The sequence below is a fragment of the Actinoplanes sp. NPDC023714 genome, assembly GCF_040639855.1.
Classification (GTDB): Bacteria; Actinomycetota; Actinomycetes; order Mycobacteriales; family Micromonosporaceae; genus Actinoplanes.
In genome coordinates, this window is the sequence record NZ_JBFAAR010000011.1 from 39511 (window position 1) to 65946 (window position 26436).

The window sequence follows — 26436 nt, forward strand, 5'->3', positions numbered from 1 at the left end:
GGGGGGTACGACAACTTCCCGGCGCGGCGATCGCCTTTCGCACGCAGGGCGGTTTCCGGCTTCGAGGGCTGGTCAGAAGGCCACCGGACGCTCCCGATCAGAGCCCGTTCAGGAGTGGATCGGGATGTCGGCGGTCGGCCGGTTCTCCGGGTTCGCGGACGGCTCCTGACCCCGGCCCGGAGGCATGGCCGGCCCCTGGTTCGGCGGCGGCATCCCAGGGCCCGGCATCCCGGGACCGGACGGCATCCCCGCACCCGACTGCGTGCCGGGGCCCGACTGCATTCCAGGGCCCGATTGCATCCCCGGACCGGACTGCGGCCCGGGCCCCGGAGGCATGCCAGGGCCGGACTGCATGCCAGGGCCGGACTGCATGCCAGGGCCGGACTGCATGCCAGGGCCGGACTGCATGCCAGGGCCGGACTGCATGCCAGGGCCGGACTGCATACCGGGGCCGGACTGCATGCCAGGGCCGGACTGCATACCGGGGCCGGACTGCATGCCAGGGCCGGACTGCATACCGGGGCCCGGAGGCATCCCCGGGCCGGGCGGCAGGTCGGATCCGGGACCGAACATGGGCGCGCCCGTCGGCATCGGAGGTCCGGAACCTGGGTTGCCGGGACCGGAGTATGGGCCGGGCATACCGGGACCCGAGTGCGGATGGGGCATCAGAGGGCCGGCGCTCGGCTGGCGAACCGGGCCCGGACTGGCCTGCATCGGCATCGGACCGCCCGCGCGCTCGGGCATGGGGAGGGGGCCGGTCGGGCGTTCCGGCATCGGTACCGGGCCGGTCGGGCCGCTGCCCGGCGGCATCGGAGGCGGCGGCATGCCGGGACCGGGCATCGGCGGCATCGGAGGCGGCGGCATCGGAGGCGGCGGCATCGGCTGCGGCGGCATCGGCTGCGGCGGCATCGCCTGAGGTGGCATCGCCTGAGGTGGCATCCCCTGACCAGGCATGGACTGACCAGGCATCTGCTGAGGCGGCATCGATGAGGGCGGCATTCCGGCGGGCGGCAGAACCTGACCGGAGATGACCGGGCCCGACATCGACTGGGCAGGCATCGATGGGGCGGGCATCGAAGGTGGCGGCCCCGCCTGCCTGGACGGCGACCCATTGGGCTGAGAACCACCGGCCTGAGGACCACCGGACTGGGCGCCCCCGGACTGACCCGGCCCGCCCGGCTGCTGGGGCGGCCCACCAGATCCACCCGGCCCGCCCTGCGAGGACATTCCGCCCTGCTGACCCGGGCCACCGAGCGCCGCCGCCACCAACCGCTTGGCGATCTCGGGAGCGGCGGCCCAGTGCAGGCCGAGCTGGGAGGCGTGCACCTGGCGCCAGACGAAGCCTTCCGGGTTGCCGCCGGACCAGGTCCAGGCCGGGTTCGCGCCGGCGCGCGGGGCGACGATCGAGCGGTGTTGCTTGTAGCCGGTGATGCGGGCGCCGGCCGGGGCCAGGACCGAGGTGCCGGGGGCGGTCGCTTCGCGGTAGCCGGCGACGGTCTGCTCGCCGGTGGTCGCGGTGGCGTCGAGCACGCCGCACATCGGGCGGCCGTCGAGTTCGCGGGTCAGCCACGGGAAGGCGATGCCCTCGGCGACGACCGGCCGGCCGTCCCGGGCGAACTGGGCGACGGCGGCGCTGAGGCGGTGGTTGGCGGAGAGCTCCTCGGCGTATCCCTCCGGCAGGCCCGCGCCGACCACCAGGCCGCGCGTGCCGGGCGGGAGCGCCTCGTCGCGGAGCGGGTCGATCACGGCGACGTCGGCGCCGGCGGCGGCCAGGAGCTCGGCGGTCTCGACGTACGTGTAGGGGGCGCCCTGCCCGCCGGCGAGCGCGATGACCGGGCGCTGGTCGAAGTCGTCGGGGCCGCCGACCGCCTCGGACGGGGTCCAGAGCGGGCCGGGCAGCGGCGGGGCGGACGCGGCGAGGGCCATGAGCCGGTCCATGTCGAGCATCGTGGCGACGGCTTCGCCGAGCCGGCGGACCGCCCGGCCGGCCTCGACGGTGCGGTGCGCGACCGGCACCAGGCCGTGCGCCCGGGCCGGCAGCACGTTCGGCAGCTCACCGCGGTGCAGCGCGCCGAGCACCGGCATGCCGATGTCGTCCATGGCGCTGCGCAGCATCTGCTCGTGCCGGGCGGACGCCACCCGGTTCAGGATGACGCCGTTGAGGTGCACCATCTCGTCGAACATGCGGAACCCGTGGACCAGCGCGGCGAGCGAGTGACCCATCGCGGCGACGTCGACGACGAGCACGACCGGCGCGCGCAGGGCGGCGGCCACGGCGGCGGTGCCGTCCACCTCGGGCTGGCCGGTGAGGCTGTCGAACAGGCCCATGGCGCCCTCGACGACGGCGAGCTGGCTGCCGGCGGCGCCGTGCAGGAAGAGCGGCGCGACGCGCTGCGCGCCGACCAGGCGCGGGTCCAGGTTGCGGCCGGGGCGGCCGGCGGCGAGACCGAGGTACGCCGCGTCGGTGTGATCCGGGCCGACCTTGAAGCCCGCGGCCGGGATGCCACGCGCCGCGGTGGCGGCGAGCAGCCCGACGGCGATCGCTGTCTTGCCGTGGCCCGACGACGGCGCGCTCACGACCAGACGAGGCTGGGTGATCAATGTCTCCCCCGAGGATTCCGCTATCGGCGGCCGCGTGATAACGACTGCCGGATGTCGCAGACTACCTGGCTGCGGCGGGCTTCACTGTCACGCCAGGTAGCCTCGGGGAGGTGTACCGGTTCCTGCTGACGCCCCGCTGGCTCGCCGCGGCCGCGCTGACCGTCGTCGCTGCCATCGTCATGGTGATGCTCGGCAACTGGCAGCTCCGCCGGTACCAGGAACGCACCGCCATCAATGACCGGATCGACTCGGCGAACTCCGTCCAGGCCGTCCCGATCACCTCGGTGCTCACCGCCCCGACCGCCGCGGGCACTCCCGGCGCCGCGCCGGGGAAGGCGCTGGCCTGGACAAAGGTCACCCTGACAGGCCGCTATGACGCCACCCACGAGATCCAGGCCCGGGGCCGCACCGTCGACGGCGAGGTCGGCTTCGAGATCGTCACGCCGCTGATCCTGGACGACGGCACGGCCGTCCTGGTCGACCGCGGCTGGGTTCCGGCGGGTGAGGGCGGCGCTCTCGCGGCTCCGGTCGCGCCGGCCGCGCCCACCGGACGGGTGACCGTCGTCGGCCAGATTCACCTGTCGGAAAGCCGACCTGCCTCGGTCGAGCGACGGGACGGCCGGCTGGACACCCGCCGGCTCAGCGTCCCGCGCCTCGCCACCGAGCTGCCGTTCCCGGTCTATGGCGCATACGTCCTGCTCAACGAGCAGACTCCGGCCGCCGACCCGGCGTTCATCCCGATCCCGATCTCGCACGAGGACGCCTGGCAGAACGGCGGATACGCGGTGCAGTGGTGGATCTTCGCGGGCATGGCGTTCGTGCTGTTCGGCTGGCAGGCACGCCGTGAGGCACTCGGGCTCAACGCGCAGTCCGGTGGGAACGGCCAGAAATCGGGTGCTTCCGACGTACCCCAAAAAGACGTACCCCAGAAAGTCGCCAAGGCGAAACCGCGGGACCGGGTCGAGGCGGCTGATCAGCGACGCGCGCAGAAGGCCGAGAAGTGACATCCCCCGCAGGCCCGGTGATCGTCCAGATCGCCGAGATCGAGGTCACTTCCTCTTGGGTACGAACGCCGGCCGGTGATTTCCCGCTCTCCGGCACGCACTGGCAGGTCACCGACCACTGGTACGGCCGCCGCCAGACCCCCGGCTGGGCCAAGATCGCCGCGTTCGCCGGCATCTGTTTCACCGCCGGACTGAGCCTGCTGCTCCTGCTCTACAAGGAGACCGTCCCGCAGGGGACGATCCACGTGACCGTGATGAGCGGCACCCGGCAGTACGTCGCCCGCGTCCCGATCCACCGGGAGTCCGACGCGGCCACCATCAACCAGCAGGTCAATTACGTCCGAAGTCTCGCAGCGCTCTGACCTGCTCGATCGTGTCGGCCTCGGCCGCCGGCTTGTCGTCGCGGTAGCGCAGCACCCGGGCGAACCGCAGCGCCACCCCGCCCGGATAGCGCGGCGACGTCTGCACCCCGTCGAACGCGATCTCCACGACCTGCTCCGGCCGGACCCGCACGACCCAGCCGTCGTCGCCGACGGCCAGCTCCTTGAACCGCTCGGTCTGCCAGCGCAGCAGCTCGTCGGTGAGCCCCTTGAACGTCTTGCCGAGCATCACGAACTCGCCGGTGGACGCGTCCCGCGCGCCGAGATGCAGGTTGGACAGCCAGCCCCGCCGCCGGCCGTGCCCCCACTCGACGGCTAGGACCACGAGGTCGAGGGTGTGCCGGGGCTTCACCTTCACCCAGGCGGCGCCGCGGCGGCCCACGTCGTAGGGCGCCTCGGGCGCCTTCACGACGACGCCCTCCTGACCGTCAGCGAGCGCCGCGGCGAACGCGGCGGCCGCCTCCTCCTCGGTCTCGGCGGTGCGCCGCCCGACCAGCAGTGAGGGCGGGAGAGTCTCGGCGAGCGCGGCCCAGCGGACCCGGCCCGGCTCGTCGAGGAGGTCCGTGCCGTCGAGATGCAGCAGGTCGAAGAAGTAAGGAATAAGCGAAATATCCGATTTGCCGCCGATGGGTGCCTTCGCGGGCGCCTTCGCGGGCGCCCTGGTGGAAGCCCTGGTCGCGGCCCTGCTCGACGTCTCCTGGAACGGCAGTGGCCGCCCATCCGGGCCCAGCCCCATCGCCTCACCATCAAGCACCACCTCACGCACCGGCAGCGCCCGCACCGCAGCGACCACCGCCGGCAGCCGCGCCGTGATGTCGTCGAGGCTGCGGGTGAAGACGGCCACCTCGTCGCCGGAGCGGTGCACCTGGATCCGGATGCCATCGAGTTTCACGTCGACGACCGCGGGCGCGCCGGTGGCGAGCAGGGCCGCGGCCACGTCGGGCGCGCTGCTCGCCAGCATCGGGCTGAGCGGGGTGCCGAGCCGCAGGTGGATCTCGGCGAGCGCGGCGGCGCCGCCGGTCAGCGCGGCGGACGCGACCTGTTTGAGATCGCCGCAGAGCAGCAGCGCCCGGCGGACCGCGACGGCCGGCACCGCGGCGGCCGCGGCCACCGCCTCGGCCAGCAGCCCGGCCTGCGCGCCCTGGCGCAGCTCGCCGCCGAACAGGCCGACGAGCAGCCGCTGCTCGTCGGCGGTGGCGGCGCCGAAGAGGGCGCCGATCAGCTCGCGCCGGCGGGCCTGCGAGCCGGCGCCGGCGACCACCGAGATCTCGGCGATGGCGGCGTCGACGGCGGCGACGGTCAGCGTCGGCTCGGCGGCCGGCGGTGGCAGGTCGCGCAGTGCGGCGTAGCCCACGCCGGTCTGCCGCTGGCGCAGCTCACCGGCGAGGAACGCCGCCCCGGCCGTGATCTCGTCGGGCTCGAGGCGGCGCAGCGCGCCGGCCAACAGCTCGATCTTGGCTTTGCGGCCCGGGGTCGAACTGACGGCCGCCGAGGTGGCAGCGATGTCGAGGAATCGCACGAGACCCATCCTGGCAGCTCAAGCGGCTCTCGGCTCGGTGACGCTCAGGCCGCGCGCCCGCACCGACTCGGCGACCCGGCTGAGCTCGGCGTCGAGGGCGCACAGCACCGTGGACAGATCTTCGAGGTGGTCGTGGAGAGTGTCGTCGTCCCAGCCGGAGACGTCGACGTCTCCCAGGGCCCGGGCGGCGGCACGCAGACGGACGATCGACTCGATCCGATCGCGGGTCCGGAGGCGATCGAGCGGCGGTGCAACAATCGAACGCATGTTCGAATCCTATCAGGATTGATCGCCCCGCCACAGGAGGAATTAAGTCTGGGCGTACCGGAAACGCAGCTCCGCCTCACCCGGCTCGGCCCGCGCCGCCACGAACCCGTCCGGCCTGATCAGATAGAGGAGGCCAGGTCGCAGCGGGGTTCCGGGGGCCGCCGGGAAGACGTGCACCGGCAGCCCGAGGTCCGGCACGTCCGCCGCCTGCACTCCCCCGTACGCGTGAACCTGCCACTCGGCCGCCCGGAGCACGGCGTAGTTGTCCCCGGTCCAGGGGAGCCGGCGGCCGACGACCGGATCGCGCCGCTCGCTGGAGGATCCCGCGAGGCGGTAGTGGATGCGGGTCTGCGAGACGTACTGGAACAGCCGTGAGCCGGCCGACGACCGCGGCAGCACGCGCACCCCGATCGGGGCGATCAGCGGGACGGCGACGCGGCGCAGGGTGCGGGCCGGCAGCCGGTTGGAGGTGATGAAGCCGAAGAGCCGGTCGGTCGTCGCGACCAGCTTGCGGGCCACCGGGCGGCGCTCCGCCTCGTAGCTGTCGAGCCAGCGGTCCCGCCGCCGGCCGCGCAGCACGTCGGCCAGTTTGAAGGCGAGGTTGTGCGCGTCCTGGAGACCGGTGTTCATGCCCTGGCCGCCGACCGGGGAATGCACGTGGGCGGCGTCTCCCGCCAGGAAGAACGGACCATCCCGGAAGGCGGCGGCGATGCGATGGTGCACCCGATATGTCGCGAACCACCGTGATTTTCGATAAGAGATGCCAAATGTACGTCGAAGTCGCGTGCGAGCGTCCTCCTCGTCGAGGTCGTCGCCGCGCACCGCCCCGATCAGCCGCCAGTGCCCCTCCCCGCGCATCGGGAAGGCCACCAGGAAGTCGGTCCGGTTCGGCCGCACGTTGATCGCGCGCGGCACCAGCCCGGACACGTCGCCGGCGTCCAGCACGAAGAACCGGTGCGGGTTGGTCACCCCGTCGAAGGGGATCCGGCGCGCCTTGCGGACCATCGAGTTCGCCCCGTCGCAACCGACGCAGAACCGGGCCCGGACCGTGTCGTTGCCGACCTTCGCCTCGATGCCCTGCTCGGTCTGCACGACCGCGGTCACCGGCGTCTCCCAGGACACCTCGCCGCCGAGTTTACGGAGATTGTCGTAGAGGATCTCCTCGTTCCGGCTCTGTTCGAGGACCTCGATGTACGGGTAGGGCGTCACCTTCGCGCCGAGCGGGCCCAGCGGGACCCGGCCGAACGCGCGCGGGCCGAAGCCCGGCGCGAACGCCTCGGCCCGCCGGGCCGCCTCGAGCACCTGGTCGCCGATGCCGAGCTGGTCGTATATCTCCAGGCTGCGCGCCTGCACGACGAGCGCCCGGGATTCCCGGGTGGGCCCGTCCTTGGTGTCCGTGACGATCACGTCCACGCCCAGGCGGGTCAGCCAGTTGGCGAGCATCAGGCCGGTCGGACCGGCGCCCACCACCAGGACCTCACACGACAACTCGGCCATCGGCCACCCCGTTCCGCTACTTCGACAAGGTCTCCGCGACGTTCTTCAGCAGCAGCGCCTCGGCCACGCAGACGCGCTCGAACTCGCCGAGGTGCAGGCTCTCGTCCGGGCCGTGGGCACTCGAGTACGGGTCCTCCACGCCGGTCACGAGGATCGCCGCGTCCGGGAAAAGCTCCTGGAACGTGGCGATGAACGGGATCGAGCCACCGACGCCCATGTCGACCGGCTCGGTGCCGTCCCAGGCTTCCCGGAAGGCGGCGCGGGCCGCCTCGTACGCCGGCCCGGTCGCGTCGATGACGCAGGGCGAGCCGTCGCTCTCCAGCTCGACCGTCAGCGACGCGCCCCAGGGCACGTTCCGCTTCAGGTGCTCGGAGATCGCCGCGAACGCCGACTTCGGGTCCTCGCCCGGCGCCAGCCGCACGCTGATCTTGGCCCGGGCGGACGGCTGCAGCGCGTTCGCCGCCTCCAGCGTCCGCGGCGCGTCGATGCCGAGCACCGAGATCGACGGCTTGGTCCAGATCCGGTCGGTGATCGTGCCCTTGCCGATGAACTCGACGCCGTCGAGCATCCCGGCCTCGTGCCGGAACCGGTCCGCCGGGTAGTCGACGCTCGCGCCCTCCCGGCCGGCCAGGCCCTCGACCGCGACCTCGCCGGACTCGTCGTGCAGCGTCGACAGCAGCCGGGACAGGGTGATCAGCGCGTCCGGCACCGGGCCGCCGAACATGCCGCTGTGCACGGCGGCCTTCAGCACCCGGACCTCGGCGAACAGGTTGACCAGGCCACGCAGGGAGGTGGTCAGCGCGGGCTGCCCGATGTCCCAGTTGCCGGAGTCGGCGATCACGATCACGTCGGAGCGCAGCTCCTCCAGGTGCTCGTGGATGATCGTGTCGAGGGAGTCGGAGCCGTACTCCTCCTCGCCCTCGACGAAGACGACCACGCCGACCGGGAGCTGGTCGCCGAAGGCGCGCAGCGCGGCGACGTGCGCCATCACCCCGGCCTTGTCGTCGGCGGCGCCCCGGCCGTACAGCCGGCCGTCCCGCTCGACCGGCTCGAACGGGTCGCTCGCCCAGAGCGCGGGGTCACCGGCCGGCTGGACGTCGTGGTGCGCGTAGAGCAGGACGGTCGGCGCACCGGCCGGCGCCGCCTTGCGGCCGATCACGGCCGGCTGCCCGCCGTGGCGGACGATCTCGGTGTCGAGCCCGCACCCGCGCAGCAGCTCGGCGACCGCCTCGGCGGAACGCTCGACGTGCGAGTGGTCGAAACCCTCAAAAGCGATGCCCGGGATCCGCACCAACCGTTCCAGGTCGGCGCGGACACCGGGCAACTCGCGCCGGATCGCGGCGCGCAGATCGGAATCACTCAGGCTCATGCCGCCGATGGTAGGCGCAATCAGTTCTCCGAGGCGCCCTCGCCACCATTGCCCTCGCGGCCACGGCGCCGGGCCTCGCTCGCCCAGTTCATCGCCCGGCCGGCCGCCGCGCCCGCCATGTCGGAGGCGCCGCCGCCGACCCGGCGGATCAGGCCGACCAGCGGGTCCTGCGAGTCCGAGAAGTCCTTCCGGTATGCGTTGGCAGCGTCCTTCACCGCGTCCGAGACCGAGGCGTCGCCGTCCGAGTCGCGGTGCGGGTAGTCGCCGCCGAGGATCTGCGCGTATTCCCCCGAGTCGACCCACTTGCGCAGCTCGGCGGCGCGCGCGACGGGGACCGGGTGGGTGCTCCACGCGGTGATTCCGATCTTGTGGAAGCTGTCCCGCAGGTCGCCGCCACCCTCGTAGTCGGCAGCCTGCTCGAGGAACGCGGCCGTGTCGATCTGCGACAGGTCGCCGCCGCCGGCCAGCTTCATGAGCAGCCGCAGCGAGGCGGCCGGGTCCTGGCCGGCGAGCAGGCCGGCCCGGTCGGCGGAGAGCTCCGCCTTGCGCCACCACTCCAGCATCGCTCCGATGATCGCCCGCAGCGCGATCGCGCCCACCGGGATCCAGCTGATGTTCGCGGCCCAGCTGGTCAGGATCGACATGATGGTCTTGTAGACCGCGTGGCCGCTGCGCACGTGACCGAGCTCGTGGCCGAGCAGCGCCCGCAGCTCGTCGTCGTCGAGCTTCTCCACGGCGCCCGTGCTGATCACGATGAACGGCTTGTCCAGGCCGATCGCCGAACCGGTGATCATCGGGTTCTGGGTGACGTAGAGCTCGGGCAGGTCGGGCACGTCGAGCGTGCTGGCCGCCTCGGTGAAGCGCTGGTAGACGCGTTCGTACTGCCGGTGGTCGACGCGGATCGAGCCGGCCAGGTAGGTCAGCCGGAAGCCCCGCTCGTTCCACATCCCGAAGAACGTCTTCACCACGTCGTCGAAGCCGCGCAGCTCGCGCAGCGCGGTGAGGGCGCCGCGGTCGGCCGGATGCTCCCAGGCGCGCGAGCTGATGCCGGTGAGGGTCACCCGGCGGCGGACCGGAGGAGTGGCATCGTCGGGATTCGTCATCGATCTCGCCCTTCTGATCTGGCGGCGGTCCAGCTCAACGTACGCCCGGAACGCAACCGTGTCGTCAGGGCTGATCCCTTACGGGGCTCCCGGCGGCAGGAACGGGAGGCCGGCCGGGGCGCCCTCCTCGATCAGCCTCAGCAGCGCGGCGGTGTCCAGGTGCTCCTCGACCAGATCGCCGAGCACGTCGAGGGCGCGCTCGCGGATCGCCGCATATCGGGTGTCCGGCGCGACCGTGAACCCGCGCCGGCCGGCCTGCTCGGCGGCGCGGGTCAGGAACCGGCGCCGGAACTCGTCCGACTCGAACGCCCCGTGCCAGTGCGTGCCGTGAACGTTTCCGGCCACCGCACCTTCGGGACGGCCGTCCGCGTAGCGCAGCAGCGGCTCGGCCACGCCGGCCGACACGTACCCATGATGGATCTCATAACCGTGCGCCGCCGCACCCAGGCCCGCGCCCGACGCCCGGGCCAGCGTCTTCCGCCGCGCGAACGTCACCTCGACCGGGAGCAGGCCCAATCCCGGCACGGAACCCTGCCCGCTCTCCACCTCGTCGTGGATCCGCTCCCCCAGCATCTGGAATCCGCCGCAGATCCCGAGCAGCGGCTTCCCGGCGGCGGCGTGCGCCAGCACCGCGTCGGCCAGCCCGTTAGCCCGCAGCCAGGCGAGATCACTAACGGTCGCCTTCGAACCCGGCAGCACCACGAGATCAGCGTCGGCGATCTCACCGGGCTCGATGGTCAGCCGCACCTGCACGCCCGGTTCGGCGGCGAGCGCCTCGGCGTCGGTGGCGTTCGAGATCCGCGGCAGCCGGATCACCGCGACCCGCAGCCACTCGCTCCCGCGCGGCGGTCCCGGGCGCCCCAGCACGCGCCCGTAGGCGAGCGAATCCTCGGCGTCGAGCCAGACGTCGAGGTGGAACGGCAGCACGCCGTGCACCGGCCGGCCGGTCGCCCGCTCGATCATGTCGAGTCCGGGCCGGAGCAGCCCGAGATCGCCGCGGAACTTGTTGACCACGAAGCCGGCCACGAGATCCTGATCCTCCCGGGATAGCAGCGCGAGCGTCCCGAAGAAGGCCGCGAACACTCCACCGCGGTCGATGTCCCCGACCACGAGAGCAGGCATTCCCGCTCTCCGGGCGAGCCCCATGTTGACGAAGTCGCCCTCCCGCAGGTTGATCTCCGTAGGGCTCCCGGCCCCCTCACAGATCACCGCGTCGTATTCCGCGCGCAGGTCCTCGAGTGCTCGAAAAGCCACTTCAGCGAGTCGCGGCCGCAGTGATCGGTAATTACGCGCCGTAGCCGTATCCACCGCCTCGCCGAGCAGAACCACCTGACTGGACCGATCACTGCCGGGCTTCAGCAGCACCGGATTGAACCGCAGATCAGGCGCAACCCCGGCAGCCGCCGCCTGCATGGCCTGAGCCCGCCCGATCTCACCGCCTTTGCCCGCTTCATCAAGCACCACAACGGAGTTGTTGGACATGTTCTGCGCCTTGAACGGCGCCACCCGCACTCCGCGACGCATCAGCCAGCGACAAATCCCCGCCGTCACAACACTCTTGCCCGCGTCCGATGTGGTGCCGGCAATCAACAATCCGTTAGCGCGCGTGGTCACCCTGCGAGTTTCCCTCACGCTTTCCATGTCGCAGCGGGGTGGTAGGTATAGGCCGTCGCTCCCGCCGAGGACCCGGCGTCGCTCGCCGGCCGCTACGCGTCCGAAGCGCGAGCCTGACGCCGGGCGGCCTGAGTGAGTGGTTGCGCCCTTCTCCTGTCAGTCCCGCCGGCAGGACGAGCGCCATCCCACTCGCCCACCATCAAAGGGCCCCGCCCCGCCCCCGCCGCCACCACCGGCAATGCTTGATCCACGGATTACGGCCACGGCGCCGGCCAGGACGGCCGCAACCGTCCCCACCGCGCCGGAGATGCGGGCCGCCCTCTTCAGGTGCACGGCGCCCGGCTTGGGACCGTCACCCAGGAACGGCCGGGTCTCGGAGCGCCCGAAATAGACGTTGCGCCCACCGAGCCGGACCCCCAGCGCGCCGGCCATGGCGGATTCGCACTGGCCGGCGTTGGGCGACGGGTGATCGCCCCGGTCCCGCCGCCAGACCCGGAGCGTCTCGCGCGGCGAACCGCCCGCGATCGGCGCCACCGCCACGGTGAGCAGGCCGGTCAGCCGGGACGGCACGAGATTCGCCACGTCGTCGAGTCGTGCCGACGCGGTGCCGAAGCGCGCATAACGCTCGGACCGGTGCCCCACCATGGCGTCCAGAGTGTTCACCGCCCGATAGCCGAGCAACCCGGCCGGACCGAACAGCGCACCCCAGAACAGCGGCGCCACCACGGCGTCCGACGTGTTCTCGGCGACCGACTCCACTGTCGCCCGCGCCAGCTCCGGCTCGTCGAGCGCCGACGGATCACGGCCGCAGAGGTGGTTGAGCCGCCCGCGAGCGGCTTCCCGATCACCGGCTTCCAGGTGCCGGCCCATCGTCCGGCTTTCGCTGCGCAGGGTACGAGCGCCGAGCACGGTCCACGTGGCGGCCGCCGTCACCGCGAACCGGGCGGCCGGATGACGACGGGTGAGCCGGCCCGCCGCGAGCCCGGCCAGCACGGGTACGCCGACGGCCACCGCCGTGAACACTGCGCCCCGCGCCCGGGTGGGCCGATAGACGCGTCGTTCGAGCGCGCCGGCCGCCGTACCGAATCCCGCGACCGGATGAAAGCGACGCGGATCTCCCACCACGGCGTCGAGCAGGTAGCCCGCGATCAGCCCGGCCGCGTCCGCAGCGCCCGCCGACCGGGGAGCCGCACGCCGGAAGCCGGCCCTCACCGGCCGCGGAGCCGCACGCCGGAAGCCGGCCCTCACCGGCCGAACGGCGTCAGGTCGAACGCCCAGACCGCCAGGCCGCCGGGCTCCTCGCTCTCCTCCGGGTAGGGCACCGGCTCGAGCTCCCCCCAGACGATGGAACCGGGCGCCCGGTCCTCCAGGAACTCGACGACGATGGCCCGCAGGTCGTCGGTCACCCGGTAGGCGTCGTCGAACGGCAGATCGTTCGGCTTGCACGTGCCGGCCGAACACCGCAGCTGCCCGGCGACGGCGTCGTGCCACACGTAGAACGTGGCGGCGCCCTGGTGCCCGAGGCCCGCCACCTGCTCACGGAGCACTATGGCGGTCTCCTCGATGGTGGCGACGACCTCGTCCGGGGAGAGGCCCATGCGCTCGTGGGGCGGCGCACCGAACCAGTTGGTGTTCGCGTTCTCAGCCGACGGGTCCTCCGGCGAGAGCACCACCGGTTCGCTCACGATGGCGCGGATGTCCTTCAGCAGCACCCGTCCAGTTTGCCGGGTCGCCGCACCCATCACCCACCCGGGCCGTTCCGACCCACGGCCGGAAGGGTCGGGCCGATCGGCCCATCCCGATCGAAGGAACTCTTCCACGTGCGGGAATCCGGCACGAACACCCCCTTGGAAAAATCTGGAACGACCGCAACCGGCGGCCCGGCCCGATGACCCCTACCGGGCCGGGCCGCCGGGCGCCACCGCGCCGGAGATCAGCGGGAGACAGCTCTCCGGGCGGCGGCCATCCGGTAAGGCCTATGCCGCGACGGGCTCACGCCGCGCACCGCGCCGGCCGCGCCGCGGATCCGCAGGCCGGACGTCGTCCGGCCCGGTCGAGGCGGCACTGCCCGCGTCCCCCTCCGGCCGCTCGAGCTGTCCGGGCCGCTCGCGCCGCTCGGACTGCGCGGAGCGCCGCTCGGACTGCGCGGAGCGCCCCTCGGACTGCTCAGAGCGCCGCTCGGACTGCTCCGGCTCCTCGGCGTGCGCCGTCGCGGGCTCCTCGGCGAGGCCGGACACGACCTCGAGGAACGCGGGATCGGGCTCGCCGGCCGGCGGCACGTCGGGCGCGGGCTCGTCGATCGCCGGCACGCCGTCGCCGTACCTCACCGGCGCCTCGTCGTCGGCGAGGGTCACCGACGCCTCCCCGCGGATCTGCGCGTCGTGTTCGAGATCGTCGACGACGCTGAGCGCGGCGCCGGGCTTGTTGCGGTAGAACCGGCCCCGCCCGCGGCTCAGGTCGTGGCCGATCGAGAACGCTTCCATCTCGTACGAAATGCGCTTCTTCTTGTCGTCGTCGACCCAATCACGTGTGTAGATCCGTCCGTACACGATCACCGGGTCACCCACCCGGATCGACGAGGTCACGCCCTCCGCGAGCCGGCGCCAGGCCGTCACCCGCACCCGCAGGCTGTTGCCGTCGACCCAGCGGCCGCTCTCCTTGTCGAAGCGGCGGGCCGTGGAGGCGACCCGGAAGTTCGCCACGAGCTGCTGGGAGTGGGTGGTGCGCCGCCACTCGGGCATGTTGAGCACGTTGCCGACGATCACGATGTTGGTCTCGAACACGTTTTCCTCCTCAGGATGTCGAGCGCATCGGTCCCGGCCACAGTCGCCGAGCTGGGCGATCTTGGTGGCCGGGGCTGTGGAGGGCGGGGAATTGTGGATGAACCTCCGGTCCGGGGAGCGATCTGTTATGGCGCGCCACCGCCTACCCGTGGGTAGCCTGTGGGCGTGGAGACCGATGTTCTGGGCTGGCCGTACGAGCGGCACACCATCGACCTGGGCACCGACGACGAGGGCCCGGTCGTGGCGACCCTGGTCCGGCGGCGTGCCGAGCAGCCGACGCGGCGGGCCGTGCTGCACGTCCACGGCTTCGTGGACTACTTCTTCCAGACCCACCTGGCCGACTTCTTCGTCGAGCGCGGCTGGGACTTCTACGCGCTCGACCTGCGCAAGTACGGCCGCAGCCTGCTCCCCCACCAGACGCCGAACTTCACCCGCAGCCTCGCCGAGTACTTCCCCGAGCTGGACGAGGCGGCCCGGATCATCCGCGAGGACGACGGCCACGACCAGCTGCTGGTCACCGGCCACTCGACGGGCGGCCTGATCACCTCGCTGTGGGCGCATGCGCGCACCGGCCGGGGCCTGGTCGACGGCCTCTTCCTGAACAGCCCGTTCTTCGACTTCAACCTGCCCTGGTTCGTCAGGCGCCCGCTCATGTCCGTGGTGCTGGCCGTCGGCGGCCGGTCCCCGTACCGAAGAATGCCGACCTCATCCCTGGGCCTCTACGGGCAAAGTCTGCACAGCGAACACCACGGCGAATGGACCTACGACCTGGCCTGGAAGCCCATCCTCGGCTTCCCGGTCCGGATGGGCTGGCTCGAAGCGATCCGCCGCGGCCAGCGCCGCCTGCGCGCCGGCCTCGCCATCGACGTGCCGGTCCTGGTCGCCTGCTCCGACCGGACGTTCCGGGGCCGCGAATGGCATGAAGACGTACGGGTGACCGACACCGTGCTGGACGTGGAACACATCACCCGCTGGGCGCCCGGCCTGGGCCCGCGCGTGACGATCGCCCGCTTCGACGGGGGCATGCACGACCTGACGCTCTCCGGCAAGGAAGTCCGCACCGAGGTCTTCCGCGAGCTGGCCCGCTGGACCGACGCCTTCCTCCCCGCGCCGGGCACCCCGGAGGTCGAGATCCCGCCCGCGCCGGAAGATCGGGCCGCCGTCGCGAAGGACCTGGAGGCGGCAGAGGCAGCGGTGGACGACAGATCCGGCACGACCGCCTAGTATGTGCAGGCCAGCGCTCGTAGCTCAGCGGATAGAGCAACGGACTTCTAATCCGTCGGTCGCAGGTTCGAATCCTGCCGGGCGCGCCTCGACAAGCGGCGTTGACCTTGCAACTCTCCGCGGTTGCAAGGTCACCTGACGGGCCCTTGGTGAGGAAGAAGCTCGATACTTCCGGAAGCACCAAGCGCGCTTGATCATCTGCCCTACCGTGGGGAGCAGGTAGAACCCCCACGATAAGGATCTTCTTTGTTCGTCCTCGGCCTCATTCTTGCCGCCGTCGCCCTGATCGCCCTTCTGGCCGCCGTCAGCGGCAGGCTTCCGAAACCGCGGAACGCGTGGCTGACGTTCGCGGGCAGTCTGGTCGCCGCCGTCGGGCTGATCGGCGCCTCGTGCATCACCGTGGTGCCCACGCGGAACGTCGGCATCGTCACGGCGTGGAACAAGCCGACCGGGCGGACGACCGGCGCCGGGCTGCAGTGGACGGCGCCGTGGGAGGACGTGGACGAGTGGGATGCGTCCGGGCAGACGTATTCGCATCTGGGTGAGAACTGTGTCTGGGTGACGATCGCGGCGCAGCGGCGGGCTTGTATCCCGGTGCAGATCGAGTGGTCGGCGAAGGCGGAGAAGGCGCCGGAGAACTGGGCCGCGTACCGCGAGGTCGGTGACAAGAGCCGGTTCGAGGTGTTCGTGGAGCGCCGGGTGAACCCGCAGATCAACGGCGCCATGACGTCGATCTTCGCAGCGTTCGATCCGCTCGGCGCGGTCGATGTGACCAGTGGGGACGCGCCGGCGCCGGACCTCAACAAGACCTACAAGGAGCCGCTGGTCGAGGCGCTGACCACGGAGCTGGGCGACGAGATCGTGGTGAAGTCGGTGGCGTTCGAGTCGCCGCGCTACGACGACCCGACGACGCAGGCGATCGCCGCCTACGGGCAGAAGATCCTGGAAGCGCGCAACCTCGAGATCGACAGGGCGAACGCCAAGACCCGCGCCGAGATCACCAGGACCGACGCGAGTGTCGATCAGGTGGCCCGCTGCCTGCAGATCGCGGAGAAGCTGGGCAAGGAGCCGGGTCTCTGCATGGGCAACAGCGTGTCTCTCACGCGCCCGGTGGGAGAGGCCACCAGATAACGGTACGGGGACCGATCACTCACACACCGCGCCATCCCCGTCCCGGTCGATGTACCAGTCGTACTCCGGATCGGTGCCCTCGTAGTACGGCCCAAAACCGGCTGCGATGGCCTTCGCGCAGGTAGCGAAGCGCGGATCGGTGCCGCCGCCCGACTCCTCATCCTGAGGCGGAGCAGGCTCGTCGTCGCCGCCCTGCTCGCAGCCCACACCGTCGCCGTCCCTGTCGAACGCCGGCCGGAACCCGGGCTCGCCCTCCAGGATCGGCGCCTTGCCGGCAGCCTCGACGGCGGCGCAGTTCGCGTAGGAGATCGGTTTCGGCGACTTGGACGCCGCCGGCCGGGGACTCACGGTCTTCACCACGCTGGGCGAAGCCGCCGGCAGCCCGGCAACGCTCGAAGCAGAAGCAGAAGCAGAAGCAGAAGAAGCAGCAGCGGAAGCGGAAGCAGCAGCACGCCGACCACGCCGAGCGTCACCCTGTGCCATCGCTTCCACCGCGACCGCGGTGATCCAGGTTGAGTCACCACCGAATTCTGGTGGCGCGCCCGATCACCGATAACTGCCCGAGCGGGCACTCATGACCGATTTTGACCGCTGCACCCCGTCCGGTTGAATCACCGGTGCGGCGAACCGGTCACCCAGGGGCGCCGGTCAGCGGATGCGTTCCGTCTCGGCGTCGTGGCCGCCCCGCGGGCGAGGCGCCGGCACCTCGCCGTCCGGTGTGGTCGTACGGCGCGCCAGCCCGACCACCCCCCACCCCATCACCAGCGCCGCCACCGCGACCAGCACGAGACCCACGCCCCCGAACCGCACGCGCTCCTCGAACAACAAGACCCCGGCCAAGGCCGCCACCAGCGGATTCGAGACGCTGACCGTCGCGAGTGGGGTGGCGAGCCCGGCCCCCTTGTAGGACAGCTGCCCCAGCAGGTAGCCGCTCACCGAGAAGGCCACGACCATGGCGACGGCCAGTGAGGACACCGCGCGCAGGCCGCCGTTCGTGAAGGAGGCCAGGACTGCCTTGGAGAGCACCGACGCGATGCCGAAGGCGATGCCGGCCGCACCGGCCAGCAGCATCGCGCGCACCCGCGGGCCGCTCCAGCGGGCGACGAGCGCGCAGGTGAGGACCACGGCGGCGGTGATGGCGGCCAGGGCGCGGACCGCGGTGGAGCCGAGCAGGGCCGGGGCCGAGGACTCGATGGAGAGGGAGAGGATCAGGGCCAGGCCGACGACGGTGAGGCCGGCGTCGATCCAGGAGGCGCGGCTGAGCGGGGTGCGGTAGCGGATCACCTGGATGGGCAGGGCGAAGAGCAGGGTGAGGGTGCCGAGGGCCTGGACCACGGCGACGGTCCCGAAGTTCAGCGCGACCACGTGCAGCAGCACGCCCGCGCCGGTCAGCGAGAGCGCGGCGGCCCAGCGGGACAGGCCGCGGTGGCCGTGTTCGGCGAGACGCTCCTGGGCGACGGCCGCCACCGCGTAACTGGCAGCCGAGAGGAGGGAGAGACCCACAGCCCAGCCCAACGCCCCCATGACTCCACACTACTGACCGAAGCACGCCGGACAGAAAATCCGTTTCGCGACACCGACGCGCCCTGCCAACATCCACCCATGGTGACGGCGAGTGGCGTACGCATCGGCTGGGCGGATCTGCCCGGCCACATCCGGGCGCGCATCAACACGACCCTGAAAAGCCCCGTCGTCGAGGCACACTCCCAGGCCGGCGGTTTCTCCCCGGGCACCGCCGATCGGGTGCTGACCGCCGACGGCCGGCGCGCGTTCGTGAAGGCGGTCTCCCCGGCGATCAACGCGGACTCGGCGACGATGGCCCGGCGGGAGGCGCGGATCGCCGCTTTCCTGCCCGCGACCGCGCCGGTGCCGCGCTTCATCGACGCCTTCGACACCGGGGACTGGGTCGTCCTCATCCTCGAGGACGTCGACGGTGCTCACCCTCGTACCCCATGGGTGGAGGCCGAGATCGACGCGGCCGCGGCCGCGCTCGCCGACCTGGCCCGCGCACTCACGCCGGCGCCCGCTCCTGATCTTCCGAGGGTGACCGACTATCTGGCCGACGACTTCGCGTGCTGGGACAGGATCGCCGCCGCTCCCCCGGCCGATCTGGATCCCTGGCTGGTGGATCACCTCGGCGCGCTGCGCGCTGCCTCGGCGCGAGGCCTGGCGTCCCTCGCGCAGGGGGACACTCTCGCTCACTGCGACGTCCGGGCCGACAACCTTCTTGTACGGGCGGACGGCCGCGTCATGATCGTCGACTGGCCGTGGGGCAGTGTCGGGCCCGCCTGGCTGGACACCGTCCAGCTGGCGATGAACGTGCTCGTGCACGGCGGCGACCCCGGTCGTCTGCTGGACGGCATCGACCCGGACGCGGTGATCGGCGTGATCGCCGGCTTCACCGGTTACTTCCACCACCGGTCCCGGATGCCACCGCCGCCGGGGCTGCCGACCGTGCGGGCGTTCCAGCGGTTCCAGGGCGACGCCCTCGTTCCGTGGCTACAAGCCCACCTGGCCGAATGAAAGACGCCCCCGTCACCTGATGGCACCGAAACGCGTCTGAACCGCACCCGCCGCCGGGCCGTAACAGTTACCGCATTGACCGGCAGGTGGGACCTCAGGCACACCTGTCCGGCCCGCCACCCCGCCCGGACTACGCTTGACCGCTGTGAACTGGGCTTCGGCGTGGCGGCCCGGGCAGCCCACCGAAACATGGAACGGAAGATGATGATCGACCAGGCCAAGGTGCGAGTCCTGCTTCTGGAAAGCATCCACCCCGACGCGGTTTCCCGGCTCGAGGAGGACGGCTTCCAGGTCGAGTCCCTCCGCAACGCCCTCGACGAGGCCGAGCTGATCGAGCGCATCCCCGGGGTGCACCTGCTCGGCATCCGCTCCAAGTCCCAGGTGACCTCCAAGGTGCTCGACGCCGCCTCCGACCTCGTCGCGATCGGCGCGTTCTGCATCGGCACCGACCAGATCGACCTGCCGCACGCGTCGGCGAGCGGCGTCGCGGTCTTCAACGCGCCGTTCTCCAACACCCGCTCGGTCGTCGAGCTCGCGATCGCCGAGATCATCGCGCTGACCCGCCGGCTCACCGAGAAGAACACGCTGATGCACAGCGGCGTGTGGGACAAGTCGGCGGACGGCGCCCACGAGATCCGCGGCCGCCGCCTCGGCATCGTCGGCTACGGCAACATCGGCACCCAGCTGTCGGTGCTCGCCGAGAACCTCGGCATGTCGGTCTCGTTCTACGACACCGCCGACAAGCTGGCCCTGAGCAACGCTCACCGCTGCGCCAGCCTCGACGAGCTGCTGGAGACCAGCGACATCGTCACCCTGCACGTCGACGGCCGGCCCGGCAACGCCGGCTTCTTCGGCGCCGAGCAGTTCGCGAAGATGCGCCCCGGCGCCCTCTTCCTGAACCTGTCCCGCGGCATCGTCGTCGACCACCTGGCGCTGCGTGACGCGCTGAAGAGCGGCCACCTGGCCGGCGCCGCCGTCGACGTCTTCCCGAAGGAGCCGAAGGGCCGGGGCGACGAGTTCGTCTCCGAGCTGCGCGGCCTGCCGAACGTCATCCTCACCCCGCACATCGGCGGCTCCACCGAGGAGGCGCAGTCCGACATCGGCGGCTTCGTGGCGAACAAGCTGGCGAAGTTCGTGACCGAGGGCAACACCACGCTCAGCGTGAACCTGCCCGGCGTGGCCCTGCCCGAGTCCCCCGGCCTGCACCGCATCGTGCACGTCCACATCAACACCCCGGGCGTGCTCGCCCAGGTCAACCGGATCATGGCGGAGCACGACGTCAACGTCGAGGGCCAGCTGCTCAGCACCCGCGGCGAATACGGCTACCTGATCACCGACATCGCGGCGGGCTACAGCGCAGAGGTGCTCGACCAGCTGCAGGCGATGGAGCAGACGGTCCGCCTGCGCGTCCTGAACTGAGGTGTTCCCGGGGGTGTCGCTCTTCGCCGAAGAGCCGCACCCCCGGTGCTATTGCGCGTTCTCCACCGTGAGCAGCGTGATCGGGGCGGCCGCGTCGACGTCGTAGCGGTCCGCGTTCTGCCAGTCCTTCGGCGTCAGCGTCGACCCGGGCTTCACATCCTTAAGCGTACGGCTGCCGGCCGTCACCGTGGCCGCTCCGCCGCCCACCTTCACCCGCACCGGGCTGGTGGCCGGGGCGCGCAGCAGCAGTTCCTCCACCCCGCCGGTGATCCTCATGGGGACCGTTCCGGTGGCCTTCGCGAGCGTCACCTCGGCCCGCCGGGTGCCGCCGACCACCTCCAGCCGGCTGATCTTCCCGGCGCTCAGGTCCAGCACCCGTTCGGCGGCGTACCCGGAGAAGCGCAGCGTCCAGCGCACCTCCGCGGAGAGCAGCACCTCGATCTCCCCGCCGGTCGCGTTCTCGGCGTCCCGGGAGAGGTCGAGGCGTACGGCGTCGTCGCGCACCTCGGCGTTCGGGTAGATCCCGGCGCCCTCGGCCGCGCTGATCCGGTACAGATCCGAGCCCAGGTCGGCGATCCTCAGCCGTACCCGGTCGGTCGCCGCCAGCAGCTCGAAGGAGCCGATGGTCCGGCCGTCCAGCGGCGCGCTCACCACCTGCTGGTCGCCGCCGCCGTTGCCGAGCCGCAGCATCTCGGACACCTTCGAGTCCGGCCCGGAGTAGTAGACGATCCCGGTCAGCGCGATCGCCGCGAGCGCCACCACGCCGAGCACCGCCATCCCGAAGGTCACCACCCGGGACTGCCGGGGCCGCGCCGAAACCGTGGCGACCGGCTGCGCGGAGGCCGGCGTCGTCTCGCTCCACACCACCGGCTCGTCCCAGAAGCCACCGGTCCGCTGCTGGTCGACGGCGTCCACCGAGGAGGGTGGCCGGTCGCCGGACTCGAACGCGAGAGGCGCCCAGGAACTGCCGGCGGCCCAGTGCTCGGCGGGCGGTTCCATGGCCGAGGCGGGCACCGAGGCCGGGGCGGTCGCCGACGCCGGCGACCAGGGCGCGTCAATCGGATCAGCCGCGGCGAAGGAGGACGAGGCCGGCGCGGCGAAGGAAGACGTAGCGGGCGCGGTCAACGAAGACGGGTCCGGCGCGGCGAAGGAAGACGAGGCCGGCACGTCGGCGGCGGGAGTCTCCCTCCGGCGGACGACAGGCAGCGCGCCCGAATCGCCGGCACGCCGCGCGCCGCCGAGAGGTCCATCGCGCCGCGCGCCCCCGATCGGCCCGTCGCTGAAACCGAACGAGGCCCTGCCGGGCCCACCCGGCGACGCCGGCCCGAATTCCGGAGCCGGCTTGGCGGCGGATTCCACAACAGGCGCCGGCCCGGACGAAGCCGCGGGCGCCGACCTGGAGCCGGACGGCGATGAAGACAGCGACGACGGTGAAGGCGATGACGAGACGACCGACGGCCGGGCTGAGCGAGCCCCCGTCGACTGCCGCGGCGGAATGGTGGTGCGCGTAGGAGATGACCGGGTCCGGAGCGGCAGGCTGCCGGAGTCGCCCGCCTTCTTCGCCGGCACGAACGGTTTCGGAAGAAATGATTCGTCATCCGCCGCTACAGGCGCCACGTCCGCGCCGCCGGCCGTCGAGTCCTGCGCCCCCGCGCTGAACCATCCTCCGGCCGGCGTCTCGGTCGCTGCCTTCGGCATCGTCGCCCCCGGACGACGCTGCGGCAGATCGGTGTCGGTCACGGCCGGATCGGACGACGTGCCGACAGCGGTACGGTCCACTGCGATTCCTCCCTGCGACGCCTCTCGGGTAAGGCCCCCGAATGGAGTACGGACGAAATCGCCTGCCGGATGAGTGACGGGACGGTTTACCGCGGGTCAGGTCGGACGAGGCCCCGCCGGGTGGCGATCGCGACGGCCTCGAGCTGGCTGTGCGCGCCCAGTTTGGCGAGCACGGCCTTCTGGTATCCGCGGCAGGTGTGCACGCTGATGCCCAGCCGCCGGGCCACCGCGCGCGCGTCCAGACCGGCCGCCATCAGCTGCAACACCTCGTCCTCGCGGGCGGTCAGGCCGCTCGCGCGGGGCACGCTCACCGGCGTGGTGCTGCGCAGCAGCCGGGCCAGGATGTCGGTGGAGACGGTCATCCCGCCACCGTGCGCCGTACGCAACGCGTTCAGCACGTCACCGAGCGCGCCGTTCTTGGAGAGGAATCCCGCGAACCCGGCCGCCGTGGCCCGCCGTACGAGGGCCTGCTCCTCGCTCGCCGTGAGGATCACCACACGCGAGTCGGGCTGCCGCACCCGGATCAGCTCGGCGATCGCGATGCCGTCGGCATCGGACAGTTCCGGATCGAGCAGGATCACGTCGGGCGTCAGCTCGGCGGCGAGGCTCAGCGCCTCCTGCCCGGTCCGGGCGTGCCCGACGCACTGAAGATCGGCCTGACCAGCCAGAGCGTGCCCGAGCAACTCCGCGAAGGTCTGGTGACCGTCGACGACGAGGACCCGTATCGTCTCGCCGTTGTCCATGCGTCACCTTCCTCTGTCGGCCCACCGCGGGCTCCGCGCAGTCTAAGGATTACCCGACCGGATGCTCGCCCTACCAACAGGCGGGCGTTGCCGCGCCGGTCCCGAGTCGGCCGGTACGCCCGACGGCGGGTTGCCGCCGAGCGGATGCGATAACCAGTCTTTCGGCCGAGTGTCCCCCTCGCATTGGGGCCTTGTCTGCCCGGGTCCCGGCAAGCAGAGTTTGTGATCATGTTCGACATCCAGCTCTTCGGCCGTCTCGAGGTCCGCACGCGGGGCATCCGCCTCGCCGGTGACGACTTCGGCGGCGAGCGTCCCGGCCACCTGCTCGCGCTGCTGGCGCTGCGCGGTGAGCGGTCGCTTGTGGAGCTGTCCGAGCTGCTCCGGGCGCCGGTCGCGGCGGTGAAGGACGACCTCGCGGTGCTGCGTGACCGGCTCGAGCCGGGCGTCCGCGACCGCGACTCGGTGATCGCCGGCAAGCGCAACCGCCTGCACCTGGTGGCGGACCGGGTCCGCGTCGACGTCGCCACGTTCGACGCGCTGATCGCGGCGGCCGCGGGCCGGACCGCCGAGCGCGCCGCCCGGCCGCTGACCGCCGCCGCCTATGTCGCGGCCCGCCCGCTGCTGGAGGACGTGGACACTCCCTGGGCCGCCGAGGCCCGCGGCGAGTACCGCGCCAAGCTGATCATGAGCGCCCAGCCGGTCAGCTAGAAAAGTGGGGTGCTCCCCACCGAACTCAAGCCCGTCCCCTTCGTCCCGGAGATCAGCCTCCACCTGGCCGATCAGAAGGCGACGCTGTTCAGCGGCGACTTCCACAGCGACCAGCCACCACCCTTCTGGGCCTTCGCCTGGGCCGGCGGCCAGTCCCTCGCGCGCTATCTGCTCGACCATCCGGCCGAGGCGGCCGGCAGGCGGGTCCTCGACGTCGCCACGGGTTCCGGAGTGGCCGCCATCGCGGCAGCCCGCTGCGGCGCCCTGAGCGTGGCCGCCACCGACATCGACCCGGCGTCGGTCGAGGCCGCTCAGCGGAATGCCGCCGCGAATCACGTCACCCTCGCCGCTGACGAACCGAACCCTGAACTGGTCCTCGCCGGCGACGTCTTCTACAGCCCCTCGGTCACCCCCCAGATGGTCCGGACCCTGCGAGCGGCCCGGAAGGCCGGCGCCTCCGTGCTGGTTGGCGACCCCGGGCGCGGGTACTTCCCGGAGCGGCTCTTCGAGCTGGTCACCGAGTACACGGTTCCGGTCCCGGCCGTCCTCGAGGAGACCGAGAAGCTGGTCACCGGCGTGTGGAAGATGAAATAGAAATGCTTTCATCGCGCAACCAGTTGTACGCTACATGCAATTCGACGGAGGACGGCAGACGTTTGGACCACGACACCGCCCGCCTGGCCGAGGAGATCGCCCGGTTCGTCCGGGGTGGCGCTCGCTTCCGGGGCATGCTGAAGGTCGGAGACCTCGGGGCCGAGTTCTCCGCCTTGATGCTGCTCATGCCGCTGCGTAGCCAGGGGCCGATGCGCGTCACCGACCTGGCCGAGATCAAGCAGGCCGACCCGTCGACGATCAGCCGGCAGGTCGCGCAGCTGGTCAAGGCGGGCCTGGCCCGTCGTGAAGCCGACCCGGTGGACGGCCGGGCCTCGCGCCTCGCGGTGACCGAGGCCGGCGCGGCCGCCTGCGAGCGGCTCCGGGAGGCCCGGGTGGCACTGCTCGCCCGGGTGCTGACCGACTGGCCGGAGGAGCGCGTCGCCGTCTTCACCGACATGTTCGAAGAGTTCAACGACTCGATCGAGGCGCACCTGCGGCTCGATCCCACCGCGTCCCCACGGGAGAATCCGTGAGCCACCCGAGCCCACCGGCCGTCAAACCGGTGGAATTCACCCACCGCCAGATCCTGACGATCCTCGGCGGCCTGATGATGGGCATGTTCCTGGCCGCCCTCGATCAGACGATCATGGCGACCGCGACCCGCACCATCGCCGACGACCTGCGCGGCTTCGACCTGCAGGCGTGGGCCACCACGGCGTTCCTGATCACCTCGACGATCTCCACGCCGCTCTACGGCAAGCTGTCCGACATCTACGGCCGGCGCCCGTTCTTCCTCTTCGCCATCGGCATCTTCATCATCGGCTCGTTCCTCTGCGGCCTCTCCACCGACATGTGGCAGCTCGCCGCCTTCCGGGCGATCCAGGGCGTCGGCGCCGGCGGCCTCATGTCGCTGGCGCTCGCGATCATCGGAGACATCGTCCCGCCCCGCGAGCGCGCGAAGTACCAGGGCTTCTTCCTCGCCGTCTTCGGCACCGCGAGCGTCCTCGGCCCGATCCTCGGCGGCTTCTTCGCCGGGGCCGACGAGCTGCTCTGGATGTCCGGCTGGCGCTGGGTGTTCTTCATCAACGTGCCGATCGGCATCGCCGCCATGGCCGTGGTGGCGAAGGTGCTGCACCTGCCCCACCAGCGGATCAACCACCGGATCGACTGGCCCGGCGCGCTCACCCTGATCGTCGGCCTGGTCCCGCTGCTGACCGTCGCCGAGCAGGGCCGGGACTGGGGCTGGGACTCCGGCCGGGCGATCGCCTGCTACGTGATCGGCCTGATCGGCATCGTCGGCTTCGTGCTGGCCGAGCGCGCCTACAAGGATGAAGCCCTGCTCCCGCTGCGGCTGTTCGGCAACCGGACGATCGCGGTCGGCGCCACCTCCAGCACGATCCTCGGCATGGCGATGTTCGGCGGCCTCATGACGGTCCCGCTCTACCTGCAGATCGTGAAGGGCTCGACCGCCACGATGGCCGGCCTCCAGATGATCCCGTTCGTGTTCGGCATCATGACCGGCTCGATCATCTCCGGTCAGCTGATCTCCCGGACCGGCCGCTACCGGATCTTCCCGATCGTCGGCAGCACGCTCATGGTGATCGCGCTCTTCCTCTTCTCCCGGGTCGGCGCGGACACCGCTCTCTGGAAGACCATGCTGGTCATGGTGCTGATGGGCCTCGGCCTGGGCGGCAACATGCAGCCGATGATCACCGCGGTGCAGAACGCGGTCTCGCCCCGGGAGATCGGCGTGGCGACCGGCGCCGTGACGTTCTTCCGGTCGATGGGCGGCACGCTCGGCACCGCGGTCTTCCTCTCGGTGCTCTTCAACCTGCTGCCCGGCAACATCTCGAGCGCCTACCAGGACGCCGCGAAGGATCCGGCGTTCCAGCAGGCCGCCGCCGATCCGAGCCAGCAGGCGCTGCTCGCCCAGGCGCAGAGCGGCGACGCGCTCAGCGACACGTCGTTCGTGAGCAAGCTGTCCGACGTGGTGGCGCACCCGTTCAAGGTGGGCTTCTCGGACAGCGTGCACGTCGTGTACCTGATCGCGCTCTGCATCATGCTCGTCGGCCTGGTGGTGGTCTTCTTCCTGCCGGAGCTCCCGTTGCAGCAGCGATCCGCGCAGCAGGCGAGGGCCGAGGAAGCTCTCCAGACCGAGATCTAGAGCTTGCGGGGTAC

The 26436-nt window shown here is 71.6% G+C and carries 25 protein-coding genes and 1 tRNA gene; 12 read left to right on the forward strand and 14 right to left on the reverse strand.

What is annotated here, in order from left to right; all coding sequences use genetic code 11:
- Positions 1-108: 108 nt before the first annotated feature.
- Positions 109-2577: a cobyrinate a,c-diamide synthase gene (locus AB0G10_RS35430; protein WP_360932055.1), complete on the reverse strand. Its 2469-nt coding sequence runs from the start codon at positions 2575-2577 to the stop codon at positions 109-111.
- A gap of 134 nt (positions 2578-2711) precedes the next feature.
- Between AB0G10_RS35430 and AB0G10_RS35435 the strand changes: the two genes are divergently transcribed.
- On the forward strand, positions 2712-3605 hold the full coding sequence (locus tag AB0G10_RS35435; protein WP_360932058.1) for an SURF1 family protein: 894 nt from the start codon (positions 2712-2714) through the stop codon (positions 3603-3605).
- Positions 3602-3967, forward strand: a complete 366-nt coding sequence (locus AB0G10_RS35440; protein ID WP_360932061.1) for a hypothetical protein — start codon at positions 3602-3604, stop codon at positions 3965-3967. The genes AB0G10_RS35435 and AB0G10_RS35440 overlap by 4 nt, the downstream gene beginning before the upstream one ends.
- On the opposite strand, the gene AB0G10_RS35445 is transcribed toward AB0G10_RS35440, so the two are convergent.
- The 9 genes from AB0G10_RS35445 to AB0G10_RS35485 form a co-directional block, all read right to left on the reverse strand.
- Positions 3936-5513: an ATP-dependent DNA ligase gene (locus AB0G10_RS35445; RefSeq protein ID WP_360932064.1), complete on the reverse strand. Its 1578-nt coding sequence runs from the start codon at positions 5511-5513 to the stop codon at positions 3936-3938. The genes AB0G10_RS35440 and AB0G10_RS35445 overlap by 32 nt on opposite strands.
- A gap of 9 nt (positions 5514-5522) precedes the next feature.
- Entirely contained in the window at positions 5523-5771 is a 249-nt protein-coding gene (locus AB0G10_RS35450) for a hypothetical protein (protein WP_360932067.1), read from the reverse strand.
- A 42-nt stretch (positions 5772-5813) separates the two neighbouring features.
- The gene (locus AB0G10_RS35455) at positions 5814-7268 is read right to left on the reverse strand and encodes an FAD-dependent monooxygenase (protein WP_360932069.1); all 1455 of its coding nucleotides are present in this window, start codon (positions 7266-7268) and stop codon (positions 5814-5816) included.
- Positions 7269-7284: 16 nt separating this feature from the next.
- Complete coding sequence (locus tag AB0G10_RS35460; protein WP_360932072.1) at positions 7285-8637, reverse strand: dipeptidase; 1353 nt, start codon at positions 8635-8637, stop codon at positions 7285-7287.
- A 20-nt stretch (positions 8638-8657) separates the two neighbouring features.
- Entirely contained in the window at positions 8658-9740 is a 1083-nt protein-coding gene (locus tag AB0G10_RS35465) for a M48 family metallopeptidase (RefSeq protein ID WP_360932074.1), read from the reverse strand.
- A gap of 78 nt (positions 9741-9818) precedes the next feature.
- Positions 9819-11381, reverse strand: coding sequence for a cobyric acid synthase (locus tag AB0G10_RS35470; RefSeq protein ID WP_360932076.1), 1563 nt, complete (start codon positions 11379-11381; stop codon positions 9819-9821).
- A gap of 129 nt (positions 11382-11510) precedes the next feature.
- Positions 11511-12566, reverse strand: coding sequence for a cobalamin biosynthesis protein (locus tag AB0G10_RS35475; RefSeq protein ID WP_360932079.1), 1056 nt, complete (start codon positions 12564-12566; stop codon positions 11511-11513).
- A 32-nt stretch (positions 12567-12598) separates the two neighbouring features.
- A complete protein-coding gene (locus AB0G10_RS35480; RefSeq protein WP_360932082.1) occupies positions 12599-13066 on the reverse strand; it encodes a hypothetical protein in 468 nt (155 codons plus the stop codon).
- 264 nt (positions 13067-13330) lie between these two features.
- Positions 13331-14137, reverse strand: coding sequence for a single-stranded DNA-binding protein (locus tag AB0G10_RS35485; protein ID WP_360932085.1), 807 nt, complete (start codon positions 14135-14137; stop codon positions 13331-13333).
- Between the two features lie 165 nt (positions 14138-14302).
- On the opposite strand from AB0G10_RS35485, the gene AB0G10_RS35490 reads away from it, so the two are divergent.
- The 3 genes from AB0G10_RS35490 (at position 14303) to AB0G10_RS35500 (ending at position 16492) form a co-directional block, all read left to right on the forward strand.
- Positions 14303-15361, forward strand: coding sequence for an alpha/beta hydrolase (locus AB0G10_RS35490; protein ID WP_360932088.1), 1059 nt, complete (start codon positions 14303-14305; stop codon positions 15359-15361).
- Positions 15362-15374: 13 nt separating this feature from the next.
- Positions 15375-15447 (forward strand) — tRNA-Arg (locus AB0G10_RS35495).
- Positions 15448-15607: 160 nt separating this feature from the next.
- Positions 15608-16492 (forward strand): stomatin, encoded by an 885-nt coding sequence (locus tag AB0G10_RS35500; RefSeq protein WP_360932091.1) that lies wholly within the window; start codon positions 15608-15610, stop codon positions 16490-16492.
- A gap of 15 nt (positions 16493-16507) precedes the next feature.
- On the opposite strand, the gene AB0G10_RS35505 is transcribed toward AB0G10_RS35500, so the two are convergent.
- Together AB0G10_RS35505 and AB0G10_RS35510 are read right to left on the reverse strand one after the other, a co-directional pair.
- Entirely contained in the window at positions 16508-16840 is a 333-nt protein-coding gene (locus AB0G10_RS35505) for an excalibur calcium-binding domain-containing protein (protein ID WP_360932094.1), read from the reverse strand.
- A 300-nt stretch (positions 16841-17140) separates the two neighbouring features.
- Positions 17141-18016: a DMT family transporter gene (locus AB0G10_RS35510; RefSeq protein ID WP_360932097.1), complete on the reverse strand. Its 876-nt coding sequence runs from the start codon at positions 18014-18016 to the stop codon at positions 17141-17143.
- A gap of 78 nt (positions 18017-18094) precedes the next feature.
- Here AB0G10_RS35510 and AB0G10_RS35515 point away from each other — a divergent pair, with 78 nt between their 5' ends.
- Complete coding sequence (locus AB0G10_RS35515; protein WP_360932100.1) at positions 18095-19015, forward strand: phosphotransferase; 921 nt, start codon at positions 18095-18097, stop codon at positions 19013-19015.
- 189 nt (positions 19016-19204) lie between these two features.
- Positions 19205-20434: a phosphoglycerate dehydrogenase gene (gene serA / locus AB0G10_RS35520; RefSeq protein WP_360932103.1), complete on the forward strand. Its 1230-nt coding sequence runs from the start codon at positions 19205-19207 to the stop codon at positions 20432-20434.
- A 48-nt stretch (positions 20435-20482) separates the two neighbouring features.
- On the opposite strand, the gene AB0G10_RS35525 is transcribed toward serA, so the two are convergent.
- Positions 20483-21433, reverse strand: a complete 951-nt coding sequence (locus AB0G10_RS35525; RefSeq protein ID WP_360932106.1) for a hypothetical protein — start codon at positions 21431-21433, stop codon at positions 20483-20485.
- Between AB0G10_RS35525 and AB0G10_RS35530 the strand changes: the two genes are divergently transcribed.
- Complete coding sequence (locus AB0G10_RS35530; RefSeq protein ID WP_360932109.1) at positions 21432-22286, forward strand: hypothetical protein; 855 nt, start codon at positions 21432-21434, stop codon at positions 22284-22286. The genes AB0G10_RS35525 and AB0G10_RS35530 overlap by 2 nt on opposite strands.
- 13 nt (positions 22287-22299) lie before the next feature.
- On the opposite strand, the gene AB0G10_RS35535 is transcribed toward AB0G10_RS35530, so the two are convergent.
- Entirely contained in the window at positions 22300-22956 is a 657-nt protein-coding gene (locus tag AB0G10_RS35535) for a response regulator transcription factor (RefSeq protein ID WP_360932112.1), read from the reverse strand.
- Between the two features lie 228 nt (positions 22957-23184).
- Here AB0G10_RS35535 and AB0G10_RS35540 point away from each other — a divergent pair, with 228 nt between their 5' ends.
- From AB0G10_RS35540 to AB0G10_RS35555, 4 genes are all read left to right on the forward strand, one after another.
- Complete coding sequence (locus tag AB0G10_RS35540) at positions 23185-23664, forward strand: hypothetical protein (protein ID WP_360932776.1); 480 nt, start codon at positions 23185-23187, stop codon at positions 23662-23664.
- Positions 23665-23673: 9 nt separating this feature from the next.
- On the forward strand, positions 23674-24258 hold the full coding sequence (locus tag AB0G10_RS35545) for a 50S ribosomal protein L11 methyltransferase (protein WP_360932115.1): 585 nt from the start codon (positions 23674-23676) through the stop codon (positions 24256-24258).
- A 62-nt stretch (positions 24259-24320) separates the two neighbouring features.
- The gene (locus AB0G10_RS35550; protein ID WP_360932117.1) at positions 24321-24791 is read left to right on the forward strand and encodes a MarR family transcriptional regulator; all 471 of its coding nucleotides are present in this window, start codon (positions 24321-24323) and stop codon (positions 24789-24791) included.
- Complete coding sequence (locus AB0G10_RS35555; RefSeq protein ID WP_360932120.1) at positions 24788-26422, forward strand: MDR family MFS transporter; 1635 nt, start codon at positions 24788-24790, stop codon at positions 26420-26422. Before AB0G10_RS35550 ends, AB0G10_RS35555 begins: the two co-directional genes overlap by 4 nt.
- The last annotated feature ends 14 nt before the right edge of the window (positions 26423-26436 follow it).

Excerpts from the sequence above, each read along its gene's own strand:
- AB0G10_RS35530 (WP_360932109.1), top strand. The coding sequence starts at position 21,432 with ATGGCCGAGGCGGGCACCGAGGCCGGGGCGGTCGCCGACGCCGGCGAC.
- AB0G10_RS35525 (WP_360932106.1), bottom strand. The coding sequence starts at position 21,433 with ATGGAACCGCCCGCCGAGCACTGGGCCGCCGGCAGTTCCTGGGCGCCT.
- AB0G10_RS35540 (WP_360932776.1), top strand. The coding sequence starts at position 23,185 with ATGTTCGACATCCAGCTCTTCGGCCGTCTCGAGGTCCGCACGCGGGGC.
- AB0G10_RS35465 (WP_360932074.1), bottom strand. The coding sequence starts at position 9,740 with ATGACGAATCCCGACGATGCCACTCCTCCGGTCCGCCGCCGGGTGACC.
- AB0G10_RS35460 (WP_360932072.1), bottom strand. The coding sequence starts at position 8,637 with ATGAGCCTGAGTGATTCCGATCTGCGCGCCGCGATCCGGCGCGAGTTG.
- AB0G10_RS35445 (WP_360932064.1), bottom strand. The coding sequence starts at position 5,513 with ATGGGTCTCGTGCGATTCCTCGACATCGCTGCCACCTCGGCGGCCGTC.
- AB0G10_RS35510 (WP_360932097.1), bottom strand. The coding sequence starts at position 18,016 with ATGGGGGCGTTGGGCTGGGCTGTGGGTCTCTCCCTCCTCTCGGCTGCC.
- AB0G10_RS35470 (WP_360932076.1), bottom strand. The coding sequence starts at position 11,381 with ATGGAAAGCGTGAGGGAAACTCGCAGGGTGACCACGCGCGCTAACGGA.
- AB0G10_RS35455 (WP_360932069.1), bottom strand. The coding sequence starts at position 7,268 with ATGGCCGAGTTGTCGTGTGAGGTCCTGGTGGTGGGCGCCGGTCCGACC.
- AB0G10_RS35535 (WP_360932112.1), bottom strand. The coding sequence starts at position 22,956 with ATGGACAACGGCGAGACGATACGGGTCCTCGTCGTCGACGGTCACCAG.
- serA (WP_360932103.1), top strand. The coding sequence starts at position 19,205 with ATGGAACGGAAGATGATGATCGACCAGGCCAAGGTGCGAGTCCTGCTT.
- AB0G10_RS35450 (WP_360932067.1), bottom strand. The coding sequence starts at position 5,771 with ATGCGTTCGATTGTTGCACCGCCGCTCGATCGCCTCCGGACCCGCGAT.
- AB0G10_RS35515 (WP_360932100.1), top strand. The coding sequence starts at position 18,095 with ATGGTGACGGCGAGTGGCGTACGCATCGGCTGGGCGGATCTGCCCGGC.